This window comes from Streptococcus sp. zg-86 (assembly GCF_017639855.1).
Taxonomy (GTDB): domain Bacteria; phylum Bacillota; class Bacilli; order Lactobacillales; family Streptococcaceae; genus Streptococcus; species Streptococcus zhangguiae.
The window spans coordinates 2,024,108-2,041,748 of sequence record NZ_CP072115.1 but is presented as its reverse complement, the minus strand read 5'-3'; the positions used below and the strand labels follow the sequence as shown (position 1 = coordinate 2,041,748).

The following is a 17,641-nucleotide window of genomic DNA, read 5'->3' as shown; positions in this document are numbered from 1 at the left end:
TCAGGAGCCTGTGTATGGATTGACAAACACAATATATAGTTATAAAATGGTAGTTATATTCTATATATTGTGTTTTTGATTGGAGAAGAGATGAAGAAAGTCTATCTTGTTTATATTAGCCTAAGTGGAAATACGGAAAGTTTTGTGAAGCGCTTGACTACTTTTTTACAATTTCAGTCTGATTTGCAGGTCGAGCAGGTGCATGTCAAGGATTTGGTCAAACAGGATATTCCTTTTTACGAATTGGATGGACCTTTTGTCGCCTTTTTACCAACCTATTTGGAAGGTGGAAATGGTGTGGACAATGGCGATGTTGAGATTTTGACTAATCCGCTAGGCGATTTTATCGCCTATGGAGGAAATGTGGATAAGTGCCTTGGCATTATTGGTTCCGGCAATCGGAATTTCAACAATCAATACTGCCTAACGGCTAAGCAATATGCAGAACGATTTGGTTTTCCTGTGCTTGCTAACTTCGAACTTCGTGGTCTCCAAAATGATATTGAACGAGTAGGGAAAAAGATTATGGAGTTGGTGTGATTGCTTATTGCGGCACATACATATAGTGAATTGAATAAAGGTTAGGACATCGTTCAGTCGCTTTGCTTCAATAGTCCAGTGGACTGTTGAAGGTTGGAAATAGGGATTATGGAGTAATCCTCAATTAACGCTAGTTCTATCTGCAGCTCCTTGCCTTTTCCTATTCCTTTCTCAATCTAATATAAAATCAAAAATCACTAATCAGCTATAAACTGGTTAGTGATTTTGTGTTCTATCGGTAAGTGCTACTTATCTTCTAAAATACAGATACTCTGACCCGCCAGAATGATTTGCTCGCTATCTTCGCTCATTGGTGGAAAGGTGAAGCGGACGGTTTGAGTTGCTTCTTTTTCATAAGTGATATCATCATTTGAGAAATTGATAATAAATTGAATCCTTTCTGTATCTGATGTGACGGTGTAGCGTAGGACATATTCAGTTAGCCAGTAGAAATCACAGCTGGTTTGAATGATTTGGTAATCCGCTTGTGTAAGACTGGGGTGCTCTTTGCGGAAAGCAATCAATTCACGGATAAACTGGATATGCTCGCGGTAGCAAATAGCCCTTTCCCAGTCAAGGCGGTTCACCTGGTCTGGAATATTATATGTATTGTCGATTTCATCTTTGGTGCGGAAAAATTCTTGTCCGCTATGAAGAAAGGCGATACCTTGTGAGATGAGGATTAGTTGAAGTCCAAAGCTAGCTGCGCGTTTTTGCTGCTGCGGTGTCCAGTTAGGTTTTTCGATGTGGAAATAATCAAAGGCTGTCGCATTGTCATGGCATTCAATATAATTGACAGATTGTTCAGGATTGAGGAAATGACTGAAACGACTTCCTGTTAAGAGGTGTTGGATTTTTTCGTGTAGTTGTTTTGTGACCAAACGCTCTGGATTGAGCAGGACTTTTTTTACTGTATCACGGTAATCATCGTTGAAAAAGGCAAGTGTTGGCAGTTTTTCTGCATTGTATTGATGCGCTAATTGATCAAAATCGAGACCTGTTGCCATTTTCCATCCTTCACCATATAGATAAATGTTTGGGTGGAGTGTTCGAAGTTCGCTCTCAATTTGGTTCATGGTTTCGACATCAAGAATACCCATAAGGTCAAAGCGGAATCCATCAAATCCATAAAGAGTTGTCCATTGACGGAGGGATTGTTTGATGTAGTTACGAACCATACTGCGTTCGCTAGCCACATCATTTCCACAGAAGGTACCGTCTGTTCGGAGACCATTTTCTTGATAGCGATAGAAATAGCCAGGGACAATACGCTCAAAAGCATATTCTTCAGCGTGGTAGACATGGTTATAGACAACGTCCATGATAACGCTGATGTCGGAATCGTGATAGGCTTGAATGGCAGTCTGTAATTCCTGAATGCGTGTATAAGGATCATTGGGATTGCTAGAGAAAGATCCTTCAGGAGTATTGTATTGTACGGGGTCATATCCCCAGTTATACACAAGCTGTGGATAATTCTCATCCACACTACCAAAATCATAGAGGGGCATGAGCTGGATATGGGTTACTCCGAGCTCCTTGATATAGTCCATTCCAAGGTGCATTCCTTCTTGCTGAGGTGATTCCGTTAAACCAAGGAATTGACCAGCATGTTGGAATCCTGCGCTTGCTTGTTGAGAGAAGTCACGAACGCTCATTTCATAGATAATGGCTTGTGCAGCTGGTATTTGACTACGAGCGCGGCGTGGTGTAGCGAGTTTGGTTGGATTGATAACGTAGCTATCACCAGAGTTTGCTTTAGAAGATAGAGCATAAGGATCATGGACAGAAATCCATTCTCCATTGACCTTGTGGAGATAATGGTAGCTAGCACCGTCTAAATCGCCTGTGATCGTTACTTGCCAGACACCTTTTTCTTGTCTGTCCATGGCATAAGGTTTGCCTTCAAGGACTAGAAAGACAGCTTTTGAAATCGGCGCCCACAGTTTAAACTGAGTGTGAGTTGGACTGTAGTGAGAACCGAGGTCATCGCCGTCATAAGTAAAGGTTTGTTCAAAGAGATGAGAGCGGACAATTTGTCCATAGGCTAATTCAGCCGTATTCCGATCCTGATCGTAAATGGTGTAATCACCTGCCAAGTGAAGGGGATGAAGACTCGCTAGAAAATAGGTTACGGTCTCACCTTGCTCCATGCGGCTGTGGATAACTAATTCCTCTTCTGCTTGATGAGAGGCAATGTGGAAGGTCATATCAGGATGATCAAAGCGTTTTTCAAGCAGAATACGGATGCTTGCTTGGTCATCAAGGTAGGCTTTAAATTGTCGTAAGGCCATGAGCCAATGGCTCCTTTCTAAAGTTCAGTAATGGTATGTGGAATCACACGGCGATAGCAAATTTGTTTTTCTTCCTTGCTATCATTGATAATCTGCAGTAGGGTATCGCAGGCGACACGTCCTAATTGAATGGCATGAACGTCCACGTAGGCATCAATTGCAAGTTTTGGTTTGACAGAGTCAAAGGAAATAATTGGTAACTGTACATTGATTTCATTCAGATAATGTAGAATACCTTCCGCTACCATGGTATCTGTGGTGACAATAGCATCTGGTTTTTGTTTCATGAGTTTTTTCATGATTTTGTAACTGCTGTCTTCTAAGAGGAAACCAGAGCTAAATTTGACCTTACTATCATCAAGGGGAATATTGTAGGCTTTGAGTGCCTTTTTATACCCTTTATAGCGGTCTTGTGATACCACGAGCTCCTTATTTCCAGCGACAAAAGCTGGGTTTTTATAGCCTTTTTGGATAAAATAGCTGGTTGCTTCAAAGGCAGCTTGGATATTGTCATTGTCGACTAGGGAAATAAAAGGCGATGCAGCCTTTCCCAAGATTAGAAATGGAAAATTATGTTGAATAGCTAGCTGTACGAGGGGATCATCAGGCTTTGAGTAAAGGAAAATTAGCCCATCTACCCGCCGGCCGTAGACCATTTGAGAAATCGCTTCAAGGCGTTGTTTTTCATCTTTTCCAGTGCTGATTTGAATGGCATAATTATGGTCGGCTGCTACCTGAGAAATGCCACGTAGAGCTGTTGGAAAGAAAGGGTTTTGATAGAAAATATCAGAATCATCTGGTAGAACTAGACCAATGACCTGAGTGTAGCTACTAACCAGACTTCGGGCATTGAGATTGGGATGATAGTTGAGTTCTGCCATGGCCTTTCTGACACTGTCTTTTGTTTTTTGGCTAATAGCAGAGCTGTTTTGAATGACACGAGTAACAGTTGAGGGTGAAACCCCTGCTAGTTTTGCAACATCTTTAATGGTAGCACGCATACAAACCTCCTAAGCACGATCCCGAAATTTTGTGGTAAAAAATACCCAGAGTAAGACAAGGACAAATAAGATATTTTGTACTGTCATGACTGTCGTCACCGTTTGTCCAAATAAACCGACAAAACAAGCGATAATCGTTGGCAAACCAAGACAGTTCAGGGATAGATTATAGCATTCCTTGACGGACTGCAGATGAAAGAGTTTGGATTTTTTCGTTAGATAGAGGAAGAAGGTTGCTCCAAGGATGATAAAGAGCAAATTTGAGCCTAAAAGCAGGGCAGAAATGAGGGTAATGGTGAGGCTGATAGGCAAACGATTCTGCTGATACCAGGCCTGTGAAATAGCAGCTGTTAAGCTCTCTTTACTTTGGAAGCTACTTGTTTCAAATCCCTGATAAGGTGTTTCGACCAAGGTGGTTTCCCCTTTACGAATGGTCAGCTGTTCAGTATTGAATTGGTAAGTAAAACCAATACTTTGTGGTATTTTCTGACCGAATGTAATATCTGAATAGGTAGCTGTTCCAGTATAGGTCAATCGTCCATTATCCAATTGGCTATGGCTAGCCAAGTCTGCCATGACTTGTTCTGTTAAGGGGTCATAAATACCGTCGATAAACTGATCCAGCGGGTAGCTGGTCAATTGAACGGTTTGCAAAGACGAAGGAATGACCAAAAGAGCAATCAGAAAAATCGTTGTAAAGAAACGTTGCCAAAGTGTTAACGCATGCCGATTGGCAAACATCTTTTGTGGTTTTACGAGACTGGAAAAGTAAGAAAAGGGGTAGGGTAACATAGGCATCCTCATTTCTATCGTTCTTTAGAACCTGTATTCACAGTTTTGCACTTCCATCTAAGGCTAGTTTCTAAGTTCCTCATCGTTAGTTTTTTTCAAAATACAGTCAGTATTCCCTCAAAAAATTGCCTTGATTAGCGAAAAACTATCTCTTATATAATAGCACTTCTCTTGTGCATACAGGTTCTTCGTTTTGTATTGAACAGTTATCATCAGTACGACGTTGGGCTTTCTTAGTTCACTTCGTTCTCCTCGCACATATGTTTATCTCGACCACAAGAAAAGGTGGGACAAAAGATTATCCCTTGTCACCACCACTCGTTAAACCAGATACAAAGTTCTTTTGAAGGAAGAAGAATAAGGTACAGATTGGCAGAGCAATGAGAATCGCCCCAGCAGCAAAATATGCGATTTTCAAATTTTTCGCATCGTTGACAAAGGTCTGAAGACCAACGGCAACGGTATAGTATTCTTTCTCACGAAGTAAGAACTTAGATAAGATGTAATCGCCAAACGGTCCCATAAATGCCCAAAGTGCTTGTACAGCAATCATTGGACGAACAAGAGGGAGAACGATTTGCCAGAAACGTCTGAAGTGTCCAGCACCGTCGAGTTTTGCAGATTCATCAAGAGAGATTGGCACCGTATCAAAGTAACCTTTCATCAACCAAGCATTCATTGGAATTCCACCACCGACATACAAGAAGATGAGGAACCAGCTTTGGTTGAGGGCATTTAACATCAAGGCCATGACGAAGAAGGCCGTGAGGGCAGCCATAGTCGGCACCATTTGGATAATCAAGAAGAAAATTAAACTTTGTTTACGAGCGAGGAAATTATAACGACTATAAGCGTATCCTGCTAGTACCACTATACTGGTTTGGACAACCATTGTCAAGAGGGCTATAATCAAGGTATTGAGGTACCAAGTGCCGTATAAGGTTTCGCTAAACAGTTTGCTAAAATTCTCTAGAGTAAAGTTAATGTTTCCATCCAACTTGAAGGCCACAACGTTGCCTGATTTGAAGGCAGACATAATGGTAATCAATAGTGGGTAGATGATAATGACAGACAAGACAATCAAGTAGAGATAGGTCAAGGTCTGGCTAACACGACGTTTGAATTTTACGGAAAGTTTCATCTTATACGTCCTCCATTTCAAAGGCGTTTAATTTCTTGAAAGCAATCATGGAGATACTGATGACAATCATCGAAATAATCAATGTCACGGCTGCTGCCATGGAGTATTGTGGAGACGTTCCCGTAGTCAATTTATAAATCCATGAAATCAAGATATCTGTTGAACCAGCTCCGCCACCGACACTACCAGGTCCCCCATTGTTGAAAAGGTAGATGATAGAGAAATTGTTGAAGTTGAAGGTATACTGACTAATCAAGGTTGGTGCAGCCACCGCAAGAATCATTGGGAAGGTAATGCTGCGGAATTTTTGCCAAGGACTTGCCCCATCGATATAAGCAGCTTCGTACAAATCGTTTGGAATAGATTGTAAAATTCCTAAAGTCAATACGTAGATATATGGGAAACCAAGCCAAGCCTGCATCATGATTAAGGCAACTTTTGTCCAGAATGGGTCTGTTTTCCATGGAATGAGGAAATTATCAATAAATGGCAAGAATTTACTCAAGAATGGAAGAACCTGCGTATTGATTGCCCCAACGCTATCGTTGAACATATTACTGAAGGTCAAAATAGTAACAAAAGCAGGAACTGCCCACGGCAACAAGAAGATAACCCCAAAAATACGCTTTCCTTTGATAAAAGGCTGGTTAGCTACAATAGCTGTTAAAATACCGATGACAATCTGAGCAGTTGAAGCGCATAGAGCCCAAATAATGGTCCAAGATAAGACAGATCCAAAGGCACTGCGGAAGGTACTCAATGACCAGATATTAGAGAAGTTGGCAAGACCAACCCAGTCCAACAAGGCACCTGGTGGTAAATGTTGAAAGTCATAGTTGGTAAAGGCAATCAAAAGCGTTACCACAACAGGGAAGATAATCGCAAAGGTCATGGCTACGTAAGACGGAATAATCAAGAGATAGGGAAAACCATTCTCATAGATATTTTGGAACATACCTTTGAGGGTTGTGGTGACAGGAATGCCACTATTCCAACGTTTTGCCGTATCTTTTGCATCTTTCAGGTTTAAGAAATAAAAGAATAGATAGATAATAATGATGATGAGGTGGAAGGAACCACGAATCAGCATGAAGAGGGAATTATCACGTCCTCGTTGGCTTCCCAGTGTGATGAGGTTGACAATTTCTCCAGAAGCGATTGTCATGAGATAGAGCAAGAAAGCAATCGTTACTCCAAGAAAGATGAAGCCTTTTGCTTTTTGTTTATTATAGAGTTGTCCAAGACCTGGAATCAAGGACAATAGGAGGGCTTTACTAGGGTTTTGTTGGGTCATCCTAAAATCTCCTTTCTAGTAAGCGATAGTTGGTAATGATGAGATTTGAATAAAAGACTGGGAATCAACCCAGCCTTTCATTCAGTCATTCTGTTTATTGGCCGTATTTTTGTGCAATGGTATCTTCAATCAATTTTACAGCATCGTTTGCAGCTGTTTTCGCATCTTTTTTACCGCTTGCAGCTTCAAAGAGCATATTTGCAGCTGGCTCCCAAACTGTACTCATTTCAGAGATATTTGGAAGCGGTTGAGCAGCAGAGAATTGTGCGACAACTGCGCTTGTCAACTCATCTTTTTTACCTACTGCATATTCACGAGCTTCCGTATTTGCTGGCACTTCGTTTGTCATATCGTAAAGTGCTTTTTGTTGGTCAGTTGAAGTCAAGTAATCTACAAATTTTTGAGCCATGTCAGGGTTTTGTGATCCAACTGGAATAACCCATGCTTTACCACCACCGAATGCTTGGTATTCTTTACCATTTGGAAGGGTTGGAATCGTTGCTACCCCATAGTTCACTTTTGCTTCCTTGTAAGAAGCTGCTTGCCATGGTCCATCGATGATAGCTGCAGTTTTACCTTCTGTAAATTGTGTCTTGATGAGGTTTGCTGCTGCAGAAGTATCTTGAAGACCTTGAGGCCATTGACCATACCATGTTTTAGCATATTCAATCGCTTTAACGGCACCTTCATTGTTCAAACCAATTTCTTTTGGATTAGTACCATTGTCACCGAACACATATCCGCCGTATCCAGCAAGGAGTCCGTAAGTGTAGTAGAAGTTTGTCCAGTCAGCAAGGAAAGCAGTTGTTTTACCATTTTCTCCTGCAAACGCATATTTACTATCTTTTGCAAGTGCTTCTAATTCAGCAAATGTTTTTGGTGCTTCGGTAATCAAGTCTTTGTTGTAGTAAAGAACGAGTGTTTCGATAACGGCTGGTGAACCGTAGACTTTACCACCATTTGTCACAAGCGCTTTTGTTGTGTCATCCGTCATGCTAGTTTCAGCAAGTTTTACTTCTGACAATTGTCCTTCTGAACCAAGGCTACCTACGCGGTCGTATGGTGCCATCATCACATCAGGTGCTGAACCAGATTGGTTATCAAGAGAAAGGTTATCAAGTCCTCCAAGTGCATCACCTGTTTTGACAGTAACTTTAACACCGTTATCTTCTTCAAATTTTTTCGCTGCAGATTCAATGTATTCTTTGTAACCTTGATCCACATAGACGGTCAATGATTTTCCATCAGCAGCTGAATCATTAGAAGCTGATTTGTTTGACGAACAAGCAGCAAGTACGCTTGTCGTAGCAGCAAGAAGAGCCATGCTCTTGATTAATTTGTGTTTCATATTATCCCCTCCAAGAATAATGTTAATGTAGTAAAACGCCCACGGATAACGCAAACGTTTGCTTGTTGAAATCATTATATCGTAAAATGAATGCGTTTGCAAGTCTTTTTTTGAAAAATTGTTAAAAAAATAGTTGAGAGGACAAAAACGATTAAATGTAAAGAAAAACATAGAAAAAACATAGATTCTTACCAAATAGGGCTTGATTTGTGAGCGCTAACATTATATAATGTGAACAAGCAAACGTTTGCGAATAGATGAGCAAACAATAGACTATATTCTATATAAAAGGAGTAGGATTATGAAAGAACGACGCAGTGGAGTCTTGCTTCACATTTCCTCCCTACCAGGGAATTACGGAATTGGGACCTTTGGGCAATCTGCTTATGACTTCGTGGATTTTTTGGAACGGACCAAGCAACGCTATTGGCAAATTTTACCTTTAGGAACAACGAGTTATGGCGATTCTCCTTACCAGTCATTTTCAGCCTTTGCAGGCAATACACATTTTATTGATTTTGAGTTATTGATGAAAGAGGGCTGGCTAGAAGGACATGAAATAGAAGGGATTGATTTTGGAGAGAATCCAACTGAAGTAGATTATGCAAAAATCTTCTATGGTCGTCGTCCTGTTTTAGAAAAGGTTGTCGCACGCATGAAAGCACAAGGTTTGCCAGCAGATTACCAGGCTTTCTTGGAAGAGCAGGCTTCTTGGCTGGATAATTTTGCAGAGTATATGGCCATTAAGGAACACTTTGATCTTAAGGCTTGGACAGATTGGGAAGATGATGCCATCCGTAGACGGGAACCAGGAGCTCTTGCTTTTTATCGTGAGCAATTGGCCGACAAAATAGATTATCACCGTGTGACGCAATATCTGTTCTTCCGTCAATGGCGGGAGTTGAAGACCTATGCGAATGAGCGTGGTATTGAAATTGTTGGAGATATGCCGATTTATATTGCAGCTGATTCTTCTGATATGTGGGCAAATCCACAGTTCTTCAAGACAGATGAAGAAGGTCGTCCAAGTGTGGTTGCAGGTTGTCCACCTGATGCTTTTTCAGAAATCGGTCAGTTGTGGGGTAATCCGATTTACGACTGGGAGGCAATGAAGGCAGACGGATTTTCTTGGTGGATTGCTCGCTTACGTGAGAGTTTCAAATTGTATGATATGGTACGAATTGACCACTTTATTGGCTTTGCTTCTTTCTGGGAAATCCCAGTAGGTGAAACAACAGCTGTCAATGGTTATCGCGTAGAGGCACCAGGTTTTGAATTGTTTGCGGCCATCAAGGAAGCCTTGGGCGATTTGAATATTATTGCTGAGGATTTAGGTTCTGTGACAGATAAGGTTATTGAACTACGTGAAACAACCGGCTTCCCTGGCATGAAGGTCTTGCAATTTGCTTTTGACCCTCATGGAGACAGCATTGAAGCCCCCCATAACCACCGGCGAAATGTTGTGGCCTATACTGGTACGCATGATAATAGTACGGTTCGTGGTTGGTATGAGAATGAAGTCAGTGATGAAGCAAAGGCTTATCTGGATGCTTATAGCAACCGTCATTCGGATGAATCCATTAACCATGCCATGCTGCGGATGTTGTTTGGCTCAGTTGCCTTTATGGCAGTTGCAACCATGCAAGATTTACTTGAACTAGACGGCTCTGCACGGATGAATTTGCCAAATACCCTAGGTGGAAACTGGACATGGCGGATGACAAAAGAGCAACTGACAGCAGAAGTAGAAGCAAATCTGCTAGATTTGACGACTACCTATCGCCGCCAGAATGTGAAATAATAGAGAGTTGTTCTGTTTGAAAGCATGTAATATTTTCTTACGATTAGGATTGACAAGCCAAAAATAAAGGAGTATAATCGATTGTAACAAAACAATAATACAAAGGAGAAGGTATGATGAAAAAACCGATTCATTTATATATTTTAGTGACATTGTCAACCATTGCGACACTAGCGAAGCTATGGGGAAGGTTTACTCCTAAAACGTTTGATGAGGATCTGATACGAGACACCTATACTAAGCTGAATATGCCCAAGGTTAATATTGATGAGATGATCAAAGTCACAAAAGCGGGAATGGAATTTGACGGAAATATACTCAATAAAATTCTAGCCCTTGTCCTCTTGGTATTAATTGTTGCAACAATTGTTTTCTTATTCCAGAAGAAAAATGAAACAGCTTCCTATACGTATCTAGCCTACTTGTTTGTCACCTTAATTAATGGAACCTATGCTTATATCGGTGGAAGGGGTATTGCTACTTATTATTCAGATGAAATGCTACGTAAAACAATGCAAGCTACAACTTTGGGAGGTTATGGTCTAGGCATTGTGCTCTTTCTCCTATTTTCCGGTTTGACGGTCTTCTTCCTACTTCGTAAACCAAAAGAAAAACCGTCAATGGAACAGACAGCAACAGATATTTAAAGTGAATAAAACTCCTTGGATTTCCAAGGAGTTTGTTCTTTACATTTTTTCAGGAGCTTCAACACCAAGGAGACGAAGAGCTTCTTTTAAGACAACACCTGTTGCGTAAGCCAAAGCTAGGCGGCTGTCGCGTTCTGGACTTTCATCAAGAATGCGAGTGTGTGCGTAGTATTTGTTAAAGGCTTGGGCAAGGTTGATAGCATATTTGGCAATCAAGGATGGGTCGTACTTGTCAGCAGCTTTTTCGATGACGTTGGCGAAGTTTTGGAGATGTTTGATAATCTCCCAGCTTTCTGCATCAGTCAATTGGTAATGGTTATCGTTTGTAGGTGTGAAGTTACCTTTGCGGAGAATGGATTGAATCCGTGCGTAGGCATATTGGACGTAAGGACCAGTTTCCCCTTCAAAGGATACCATTGCTTCCAAATCAAAGTCATAACCATTTTCGCGGTCTGTTTTGAGGTCGAAGAATTTGACAGCTCCTACACCAACAGCTTCTGCGACAGCTTCCTTGTCTTCCAAATCAGGATTTTTCGCTTCGATTTGACAAAGGGCACGAGAAACGGCTTCATCAAGAGTTGGTTCTAAGAGGATGATATTTCCCTTACGAGTAGACAGTTTTTTCTTGTCTCTTGTCACCAAACCAAAGGCGATGTGAAGCATATCATCACTCCAGTCAAGTCCCATTTCTTTGAGAACAGCTTTTAACTGCTTGAAGTGGTTGGCTTGTTCTTGCCCCACGACGTAAATATTTTTGACGAAGTTGTACTGTTCTTTGCGGTAAAGGGCTGTTGCAATATCACGAGTGATGTAGAGGGTTGCGCCGTCTGATTTCATAATCAGGGCTGGTGGGAGATTATAGTTTTCCAAATCAACAATCATGGCACCTTTTGATTCTTGCAGGAGGTTTTTCTCTTTGAGAATGTCAATTCCCTTGTCCATCTTATCGTTGTAGAATGCCTCACCTTGAATATAATCAAAGGTAATATTGAGCTTGTCATAGATACGGTTAAACTCAACTAGACTTTCATCACGGAACCATTGCCAGAGTTCAAGAGCTTCTGCATCTCCGTCTTCTAATTTTTTAAACCACTTCCGTCCTTCTTCGTCTAGTTCAGGATTTTCATCAGCTTCAGCATTGATACGGACATAGAGTTTGAGCAATTCTGAAATCGGATTGGCTTCGACAGCAGCCTTATCGCCCCATAGCTTGTAGGCCACGATTAAGAGACCAAACTGTTTTCCCCAGTCCCCCAAATGGTTGATACGAAGCGCCTTGTAGCCCATTTTTTCATAGATATTGGCAAGGGCATCTCCGATAACCGTAGAACGTAAGTGACCAACAGAGAAGGGCTTTGCGATGTTTGGACTAGACATGTCAATCGTGATGTTTTGTCCTTCACCACGTTTTTGTTGTCCATATTTCTCTTTTTCTTCTATGACCTGGGTCAAGGTTGCGTGTGAAATGACTGCTTTGTCTAAGAAAAAGTTGACATAAGGACCAGTTGCAACAATTTTTTCAAATCCCTCTGTATCCAATTTTTCCGCGATGTCCGCTGCGATAGCTTGAGGCGCTTTGCGCTCAACCTTGGCTAATGAAAAAGCAGGAAAAGCGATGTCTCCCATTTCAGATGATTTTGGTTTTTCTAATAGTGCGTAAATAGCTTCTAGATCGAGACTAGAAATGGTAGTTGCTAGTTTTTCAGCAACAAGCATTTTTTGATTCATAATAAACCTCCAGAGTTATTCATTCTATTTTAACATATTTCTGATGTTACGCATGAGAAAACAGCTAAAATTTGTTATACTATTCATACAATATACAGTTTGAGGTAGACGAGTGAATAAAATACAAAGACAAGAATTGATTCAAACTATGATTCGTGAAGAAAAGATTCGGACACAGGCAGAGATACAACAGGGCCTTGCTCGACATGGCATTTCTGTGACCCAGACCACCTTATCCCGTGATTTGCGTGAATTGGGTCTTGTTAAAATGCATGAAAATGGCAGTTCCTATTATGCCTTACCAATCCAACAAGAGGAAATGACCTTTACTCAATTATTGGCTAAATATGCCTATAAGGTGGAGCGTGCGAGTTTTATTTTGGTTTTGCATTCAGAATTGGGTGAAGCAGCCTTGATGGCCAATATTATTGATATTGAAAAACCGACTACGATTTTAGGAACCTTAGCAGGAGCCGATACTCTGCTGGTTATTTGTCGTGATGAAGTAGCGGCTAAGCAGGTAGAAGCTGAGATAAAATCGTACTTGGATTGAGAGGGATGAGATGGCAAAAGAAAAAATTTCACCCGGCATGCAACAGTATCTGGATATAAAAGCAAACTATCCAGATGCTTTTTTGCTATTTCGCATGGGGGATTTCTATGAATTATTTTATGATGATGCTGTAGAGGCAGCGCAGATTTTGGAATTAACTTTGACCAGTCGCAACCGCAATGCGGAAAATCCTATTCCGATGGCGGGCGTTCCCTATCATGCAGCTCAGCAGTACATTGATACTCTGGTTGATTTGGGACATAAGGTCGCAATTGCTGAACAGGTGGAAGACCCTAAGACTGCTGTTGGTGTCGTGAAACGTGAAGTTGTTCAGATTATTACACCTGGGACGGTTGTGGACTCGTCAAAAATCGGCTCTGAAAGTAACTTTTTGGTGGCAATCGATCGCCAAGGTGTGACCTATGCCTTGTCTTATATGGATGTGGCAACAGGGCAGTTTTTTGTGACCAGCCTAGATGATTTTATGACCTTGTGCGGTGAAATTCGTAACCTTCGTGCGCGTGAATTGGTCATTGGCTATTCTTTGTCGGAGGAAGAGGAGCAGGTTCTGACATCTCAAATGAATCTTCTCTTATCTCATGAGGATACAGTAGCAGATGATACGCAGTTGCTTGATCCATCTTTAATTGCAATTGAAAAAAATGTAGCTGGCAAACTCCTGAGCTATGTCTTACGGACACAGTTACGGGATTTGGTCCATTTGCAAAAGGTACAGCATTATGAAATCAAGGATTATTTGCAGATGGATTATGCAACCAAATCGAGTCTTGATCTGTTGGAAAATGCGCGAACAGGGAAGAAACACGGCAGTCTTTACTGGCTTTTGGATGAAACCAAAACTGCCATGGGCTTGCGTTTGCTGCGCTCATGGATTGACCGCCCCCTAATTGACCGTACAAAAATCGAATCGCGTCAACGTGTGGTGCAGGTTTTCTTGGATTATTTCTTTGAACGAAGCGATTTGGTCGAGAGTTTAAAAGGGGTTTATGATATTGAGCGCTTGGCTAGTCGGGTTTCCTTTGGTAAAACTCTACCGAAGGACTTGCTACAACTTTCTCAGACTTTGTCGAATGTGCCTGCAATCCGGATGATTTTAGAGCAGATAGATGAGCCTACTCTTACTCCCTTGATTTCAAGTTTAGATGCCATTCCTGAGCTTCATGCCTTGATTAGTGAAGCGATTGCCCCCGATGCCCAAGGGGCGATTACAGATGGAAATATTATCAAGACAGGGTTTGATGCTACCTTGGATCAATACCGTCTTGTCATGCGTGAAGGGACTGGCTGGATTGCTGAAATAGAAGCCAAGGAGCGAGCCAATTCAGGTATTAACAATCTAAAAATTGATTACAATAAAAAAGATGGCTACTATTTCCACGTAACCAATTCAAATTTGAATCATGTCCCAGACCATTTCTTCCGTAAGGCAACCTTGAAAAATTCAGAGCGCTATGGGACAGAAGAGTTGGCTAAGATTGAAGGACAAATGCTCGAGGCACGTGATAAATCGGCTCATCTGGAGTATGAGATTTTCATGCGGATTCGACAAGAAGTGGAAAAATACATCAGCCGCCTGCAACGGCTAGCGCGGACTATTGCGACGATTGATGTACTGCAATCCTTTGCTGTTGTGGCAGAAAACCAGCGCTATGTATGCCCTCAGTTTACGGATACGCGTCAATTAACCATTGAACAAGGGCGTCATGCTGTTGTTGAAAAAGTGATGGGCAAGCAGACCTATATTCCTAACTCCATTGTCCTTGATGAAGCGACCAATATGCAGTTGATTACAGGTCCGAATATGAGTGGTAAATCAACCTATATGCGCCAGCTAGGCATGATTGTCATCATGGCGCAAATGGGCTCCTATGTGCCAGCAGAGGTTGTTACCTTACCGATTTTTGATGCAATTTTTACCCGAATCGGAGCGGCAGATGATTTGGTTAGTGGCCAGTCAACCTTTATGGTCGAAATGATGGAAGCCAATAAAGCCATTCGTTTAGCGAGTGAACAGTCCTTGATTCTCTTTGATGAATTAGGGCGTGGAACGGCAACCTATGATGGAATGGCCTTGGCTCAATCGATTATCGAATACATTCATGATCGCATCGGAGCAAAGACCTTGTTTGCTACCCATTACCATGAATTGACAGAGTTGAGTGAAACCTTGGCACATTTAGAAAATGTCCATGTATCTACCTTAGAACACAATGGTCAAGTGACCTTCTTGCACAAGATTGCTTCAGGACCTGCTGATAAGTCTTATGGAATTCATGTGGCTAAAATTGCGGGTATGCCAGACGCTCTCTTGCAGCGGGCAGACACTATTTTACAATCCCTAGAAAATCAAACCCAGCTACCGCAGAGAGCAGAAGAAGTGTCTTTTCAACCTCCTGTCGGTCAAATGGACCTCTTTTCCGCCCCACATCCAGCACTAGAACAATTAGAGAAGTTAGACGTCTACACCATGACTCCGCTTGAAGCTATGAATGCCTTAGCTGAATTGAAGAAATTGGTATAAGGAGGCTGTGACAACAGTTCAACCCTAAATATAAAAAGCGAACAAAACTAGTTTTCTGATACTCAGAATCCTATACTGTTCGCTTTTTATGTTTAATTAAAGAATTGATGATAAAGAATTTCAAAAATCAAACTCTCTTTGTCCCAAACCTAACGGAAATTTTGAGATCTTAGAATCAACATTTAGCAGGAGGTTGCTTGCGCCTACACCATCTGATAAAGTATCGAAATTTTGATAGTAATAGAGTATTAGTCAACGAGTATAAAATATCATGTTAGCGACATAATCGAGTCCGATTAGGATTGCTTGGCTAATCATAATAGCACCGATGATGATAGAAGCTCAGATAATCAACGTGTCTCTTAGTTTCATAAGGCTTAATAGAGCTTAAATCGTCCGTTTTGATTGATTGAGCGGCGGTAAAGTTGTCTCTCTATCTTATGGAAGTGAGCATCGTCTAATTCCTTTTGGAGTTTTTTATTTGGGGAAGTCAGTCTTGAAAAGAGTGTGGCATTGTAGGCATATAGGAGAGTAGTAGATGGGAAGTCAGTTGAGGACCATACGCTCACACAGGCATCATCGGGAATTTTTGCCCTGAGTTGAGGGGAGGAAGTAGAAAAAACTTCCAAATAGTGGTTATGAATGGCATTGATTTGACGGAAAGAACCATTCGTGTAAAGTTCTACATAGATGGTTAAGCGGACGGTGATGGGTCCAAACTGGTCATCTCTGGTTAATCGGTGAAGATGAGTATGGTTTGAATGAGCAATGGTTGAGTTAGAAAAGTCAGGCTCATCTGCTTTTATGGATGTTGTTGAGATGTCCCTTGTAGCAAACACGCAAGCAATCACTAGAACTAGGGAAGATAATTTTTTCATATGACATTCCTCCTAAACCATTTTTCTTTAGTATACCATCTATTTCTATACAAAATCAAATTATTATATAGATAACAACCGAATAGGTATCTAAAATAACCACATGAGCAAAGGCTATTGAAATCTACTCACGAATACGGTTTAATAAAGACAGGAAAGGAGTCTATATGAAAGTCAGAGTAACTATCGATTCAGCTTTTACAGAGGATCAGGTCAAGATTGAAGCACGTTTTATGACATCGGAAATATCTGATTTGATTGCCTATGCCAAAGACCTAGACAAAGGGCAGACGAATCTAACGGTGAAAAAAGGAGAGGCAATTTATCTTCTTGAATGGAGTGAGATTGATACAATTTATGTAGAAAATCGTGTGCTTCAAGTCACAGCAAGGGAAACTTGCTACCAATCTTCTCTTCGATTGTATCAGGTCAAGGAAATCGTACCTGAATATTTTCTGCAAATCTCACAATCGGAAATCATCAATCTGCGACAGATAGAACACCTGCAATTGACCCCAAATGGATTGGTGAAAATTGTTTTAAAAAATAAGACTGTTACCTATTCCTCACGCCGCTATCTAAAACGTATCAAGGAGGCATTGAACTTATGAAACCCTATCTTTATTCTGCAAGTATTGGCATTACCATTGGCCTAAGTATCTCGCTGTTGATGTCCGCTATTTTTGGACACGGTACCTATCTGCCGCTCAATCCTGCATCTACCTTGGGGCAGTATTATCTGCAACATTTTAATTTGGTAGAAGTCATGCTGATTTCAGCCCTTATCTGGGCGACTATTGGTCTATTATTTCAAATTGTGGATCGAATTTTCAAGCAAGATTGGAGCTTGGTCAAGATGACGGTGGTGCATTTTCTTCTAACCGCAGTCGGCTTTACATTGCTCGGCTTACTAGCAGGCTGGTTTCCTCTTAATCTCACTTGGCTGCTGTTTTTTGAAATAATTTTTGTTATCATCTATGTTATCATTTTTTTCATCAATTACCATAATATGAAAAAGCAGGTGAGAGCTATTAACCAAGGTTTGAGGAAATAGTAGTTTGCAATTCTATTAAATAGATGCT

The 17,641-nt window shown here is 41.1% G+C and carries 15 protein-coding genes; 7 read left to right on the top strand and 8 right to left on the bottom strand.

Annotation, left to right across the window (positions count from 1 at the left end):
* Positions 1-90 precede the first annotated feature (90 nt).
* Entirely contained in the window at positions 91-540 is a 450-nt protein-coding gene (gene nrdI, locus J5M87_RS09545) for a class Ib ribonucleoside-diphosphate reductase assembly flavoprotein NrdI (RefSeq protein WP_154607621.1), read from the top strand.
* A 245-nt stretch (positions 541-785) separates the two neighbouring features.
* On the opposite strand, the gene pulA is transcribed toward nrdI, so the two are convergent.
* From pulA to J5M87_RS09515, 6 genes are all read right to left on the bottom strand, one after another.
* The gene (gene pulA / locus J5M87_RS09540; RefSeq protein ID WP_154632436.1) at positions 786-2,834 is read right to left on the bottom strand and encodes a type I pullulanase; all 2,049 of its coding nucleotides are present in this window, start codon (positions 2,832-2,834) and stop codon (positions 786-788) included.
* 17 nt (positions 2,835-2,851) lie between these two features.
* The gene (locus J5M87_RS09535; protein ID WP_154607619.1) at positions 2,852-3,835 is read right to left on the bottom strand and encodes a LacI family DNA-binding transcriptional regulator; all 984 of its coding nucleotides are present in this window, start codon (positions 3,833-3,835) and stop codon (positions 2,852-2,854) included.
* Positions 3,836-3,844: 9 nt separating this feature from the next.
* Positions 3,845-4,627, bottom strand: coding sequence for a hypothetical protein (locus tag J5M87_RS09530; RefSeq protein WP_154607618.1), 783 nt, complete (start codon positions 4,625-4,627; stop codon positions 3,845-3,847).
* Between the two features lie 298 nt (positions 4,628-4,925).
* Complete coding sequence (locus tag J5M87_RS09525; protein ID WP_154607617.1) at positions 4,926-5,768, bottom strand: sugar ABC transporter permease; 843 nt, start codon at positions 5,766-5,768, stop codon at positions 4,926-4,928.
* 1 nt (position 5,769) lies between these two features.
* Positions 5,770-7,062, bottom strand: coding sequence for a carbohydrate ABC transporter permease (locus J5M87_RS09520; RefSeq protein ID WP_154607616.1), 1,293 nt, complete (start codon positions 7,060-7,062; stop codon positions 5,770-5,772).
* Positions 7,063-7,156: 94 nt separating this feature from the next.
* Positions 7,157-8,410, bottom strand: coding sequence for an extracellular solute-binding protein (locus J5M87_RS09515; protein ID WP_154607615.1), 1,254 nt, complete (start codon positions 8,408-8,410; stop codon positions 7,157-7,159).
* Positions 8,411-8,711: 301 nt separating this feature from the next.
* Here J5M87_RS09515 and malQ point away from each other — a divergent pair, with 301 nt between their 5' ends.
* Together malQ and J5M87_RS09505 are read left to right on the top strand one after the other, a co-directional pair.
* Complete coding sequence (gene malQ, locus J5M87_RS09510; RefSeq protein ID WP_154607614.1) at positions 8,712-10,211, top strand: 4-alpha-glucanotransferase; 1,500 nt, start codon at positions 8,712-8,714, stop codon at positions 10,209-10,211.
* 113 nt (positions 10,212-10,324) lie between these two features.
* The gene (locus J5M87_RS09505) at positions 10,325-10,858 is read left to right on the top strand and encodes an ABC transporter permease (RefSeq protein WP_230082338.1); all 534 of its coding nucleotides are present in this window, start codon (positions 10,325-10,327) and stop codon (positions 10,856-10,858) included.
* Between the two features lie 39 nt (positions 10,859-10,897).
* On the opposite strand, the gene argS is transcribed toward J5M87_RS09505, so the two are convergent.
* Entirely contained in the window at positions 10,898-12,586 is a 1,689-nt protein-coding gene (gene argS, locus J5M87_RS09500; RefSeq protein WP_154607613.1) for an arginine--tRNA ligase, read from the bottom strand.
* 112 nt (positions 12,587-12,698) lie between these two features.
* Here argS and argR point away from each other — a divergent pair, with 112 nt between their 5' ends.
* Together argR and mutS are read left to right on the top strand one after the other, a co-directional pair.
* The gene (argR, locus tag J5M87_RS09495; protein WP_160463116.1) at positions 12,699-13,139 is read left to right on the top strand and encodes an arginine repressor; all 441 of its coding nucleotides are present in this window, start codon (positions 12,699-12,701) and stop codon (positions 13,137-13,139) included.
* A gap of 10 nt (positions 13,140-13,149) precedes the next feature.
* On the top strand, positions 13,150-15,681 hold the full coding sequence (gene mutS, locus J5M87_RS09490) for a DNA mismatch repair protein MutS (protein ID WP_154607612.1): 2,532 nt from the start codon (positions 13,150-13,152) through the stop codon (positions 15,679-15,681).
* Between the two features lie 377 nt (positions 15,682-16,058).
* Here the strand turns inward: mutS and J5M87_RS09485 are convergent, their stop codons facing one another.
* Positions 16,059-16,559: a hypothetical protein gene (locus tag J5M87_RS09485; RefSeq protein WP_154607611.1), complete on the bottom strand. Its 501-nt coding sequence runs from the start codon at positions 16,557-16,559 to the stop codon at positions 16,059-16,061.
* A gap of 167 nt (positions 16,560-16,726) precedes the next feature.
* On the opposite strand from J5M87_RS09485, the gene J5M87_RS09480 reads away from it, so the two are divergent.
* On the top strand, positions 16,727-17,170 hold the full coding sequence (locus J5M87_RS09480; protein ID WP_154607610.1) for a LytTR family DNA-binding domain-containing protein: 444 nt from the start codon (positions 16,727-16,729) through the stop codon (positions 17,168-17,170).
* Entirely contained in the window at positions 17,167-17,613 is a 447-nt protein-coding gene (locus tag J5M87_RS09475) for a DUF3021 domain-containing protein (RefSeq protein WP_154607609.1), read from the top strand. The genes J5M87_RS09480 and J5M87_RS09475 overlap by 4 nt, the downstream gene beginning before the upstream one ends.
* The last annotated feature ends 28 nt before the right edge of the window (positions 17,614-17,641 follow it).

Coding starts and splice junctions, on each gene's coding strand:
- malQ (WP_154607614.1), top strand. CDS start 8,712: ATGAAAGAACGACGCAGTGGAGTCTTGCTTCACATTTCCTCCCTACCA.
- argS (WP_154607613.1), bottom strand. CDS start 12,586: ATGAATCAAAAAATGCTTGTTGCTGAAAAACTAGCAACTACCATTTCT.
- J5M87_RS09515 (WP_154607615.1), bottom strand. CDS start 8,410: ATGAAACACAAATTAATCAAGAGCATGGCTCTTCTTGCTGCTACGACA.
- J5M87_RS09535 (WP_154607619.1), bottom strand. CDS start 3,835: ATGCGTGCTACCATTAAAGATGTTGCAAAACTAGCAGGGGTTTCACCC.
- J5M87_RS09525 (WP_154607617.1), bottom strand. CDS start 5,768: ATGAAACTTTCCGTAAAATTCAAACGTCGTGTTAGCCAGACCTTGACC.
- J5M87_RS09485 (WP_154607611.1), bottom strand. CDS start 16,559: ATGAAAAAATTATCTTCCCTAGTTCTAGTGATTGCTTGCGTGTTTGCT.
- J5M87_RS09475 (WP_154607609.1), top strand. CDS start 17,167: ATGAAACCCTATCTTTATTCTGCAAGTATTGGCATTACCATTGGCCTA.
- J5M87_RS09520 (WP_154607616.1), bottom strand. CDS start 7,062: ATGACCCAACAAAACCCTAGTAAAGCCCTCCTATTGTCCTTGATTCCA.
- J5M87_RS09505 (WP_230082338.1), top strand. CDS start 10,325: ATGATGAAAAAACCGATTCATTTATATATTTTAGTGACATTGTCAACC.
- J5M87_RS09530 (WP_154607618.1), bottom strand. CDS start 4,627: ATGTTACCCTACCCCTTTTCTTACTTTTCCAGTCTCGTAAAACCACAA.
- nrdI (WP_154607621.1), top strand. CDS start 91: ATGAAGAAAGTCTATCTTGTTTATATTAGCCTAAGTGGAAATACGGAA.
- mutS (WP_154607612.1), top strand. CDS start 13,150: ATGGCAAAAGAAAAAATTTCACCCGGCATGCAACAGTATCTGGATATA.
- J5M87_RS09480 (WP_154607610.1), top strand. CDS start 16,727: ATGAAAGTCAGAGTAACTATCGATTCAGCTTTTACAGAGGATCAGGTC.
- pulA (WP_154632436.1), bottom strand. CDS start 2,834: ATGGCCTTACGACAATTTAAAGCCTACCTTGATGACCAAGCAAGCATC.